The sequence below is a fragment of the Aminobacter sp. P4_H6_2 genome (assembly GCF_056400805.1).
Genome location: NZ_JBFUKO010000893.1, coordinates 1 through 1,648, shown reverse-complemented (window position 1 = coordinate 1,648; position 1,648 = coordinate 1). Strand labels below are relative to the sequence as shown.

The 1,648-nt window shown below is 60.3% G+C and carries 2 protein-coding genes; both read right to left on the bottom strand.

All coding sequences use genetic code 11. The features are described from left to right. Nucleotides 1-66 precede the first annotated feature (66 nt). The gene (locus AC1DUU_RS31410; protein WP_476787208.1) at nt 67-882 is read right to left on the bottom strand and encodes an ABC transporter permease; all 816 of its coding nucleotides are present in this window, start codon (nt 880-882) and stop codon (nt 67-69) included. Beyond that, on the bottom strand, nt 879-1,648 hold a 770-nt coding region (locus tag AC1DUU_RS31405; protein WP_476787207.1), incomplete at its 5' end, for an ABC transporter permease. The genes AC1DUU_RS31410 and AC1DUU_RS31405, both read right to left, overlap by 4 nt.

Below are 1,648 nucleotides of genomic sequence, written 5' to 3'. Positions count from 1 at the left end.
GCCCGAACAGATAAATCGCGCCGGACATGGCAGTTTTCCAGCATACAGCGGCCAGGCGCAACCATTTCAGAAGCGCAACGATCTGAGCCCGACCGTTCGGTCGATGATCAGGATCGCGGCGAAGGTCATGAAGATGCTGAGCGAGGCAATTGCGGCTGCCGTCGGATCGAAATTGAAGCGCAGATAGTCGAACAGTTCCAGCGGCAGCGTGTTCTGGCCGATCGACTTGAGCAGCAGCGAGATGTTGAAGATGTCGAAGGAGATGACGAAGGCGAACAAGCAGCCAGTGATGATGCCCGGCTTGATCGCCGGCAGCGTCACACGGCGGAACGTCATCCAGCCGCCGGCGCCCAGGCTGCGCGCCGCTTCTTCCTGCGAGCGGTCGAAGTTGAACAGCGCGGAGGACACATTGAGGAAGACATAGGGGAAGGTGACGACGATGTGGCCGATCTGGATACCGATGGAATAGTCGGTGCCGACCCGGATTTCGTAGAAATAAAACAGCAGCGCAATCGCGGTCAGGATCYCCGGAACCAGCAGCGGAGCGGTCATGATCAGGCGGAAATAATCGCGTGCGACGGTCGCATGACGGGCGACGTAGATCGCCGCAAGCGTGCCGATCACGCCATTGACGATTGTCGACACCGCGGCGATCTGGATCGAATAGAGCGTGGCGTCGAGGAAACGCTTGTTTGAAAACAGCGCCTCGAACCAGCGCATTGAAAAGCCCTCGAGCGGAAAAGCCAGGAACTCGCCCGAATTGAACGACAGCAAGACCACCAGCACGATCGGGAACATCAAGAAGATGTAGATCGAAGCGACCAGGGCCGTGAACAGCCGGTCCCAGATCGTCTTTTCGACGCCACTCGATACGCGTGTCATGGCAGCCTCCGCATCGCGCGCGCCGTAAGCCTGAGATAGAGCCCGACGAAGATGACTGYCACCGCCGCCATGATGATGGCGAGTGCGGCACCTGCCGGCCAGCGGAAATTGTCGACCAGATATTGCACCACCAGCACCGACATGGTGCGTCCGCCGGTGCCGCCGAGCATGGCGGGTGTGACATAGGCGCTGATCGAAAGCACAAACACCAAAATGGTGCCGGCCTGGATGCCAGGCATGCTGAGCGGCAAGGTCACTTTCAAGAATGTGCGCATGCGCGAGGCGCCGAGCGAGCGCGACGCCATGGCGAGATCGGGGCTTATCGCCTGCAGATTGCCGAGCAGCGGCAGGATGATGAWGGGCAAGAAGACATGCGTCAGCGCGATCGTCACGCCGAGCGAATTGTTCATCAGCTGGAGCGGGAAGCTGATCAGGCCGACGGCCTTGAGCGCCTGGTTGGCAACGCCGTTGTTGGACAGGATGATCATCCAGGCAAAGGTGCGCACCACCAGCCCGACAAGCAGCGGCGACAGAACGAAGATGTAGAGCAGGCTTGTCCAGCGTGAGCGTGACATGGCAAGGTGATAGGCGACCGGGTAGCCGAGCAGCAGCGATAGCACGGTGACGGTTGCGCCGATCAGCAGGGTCCGGCCGAGAATGCCCCAGATGTAGAAGTCGGCAAGTGCTGTCGTGTAGTGCGCCAGCGTGAAGCCTTCACCATAGACCGCGCGGGTCGAAGCCTCGCGCAGGCTCATGGTGATGATGG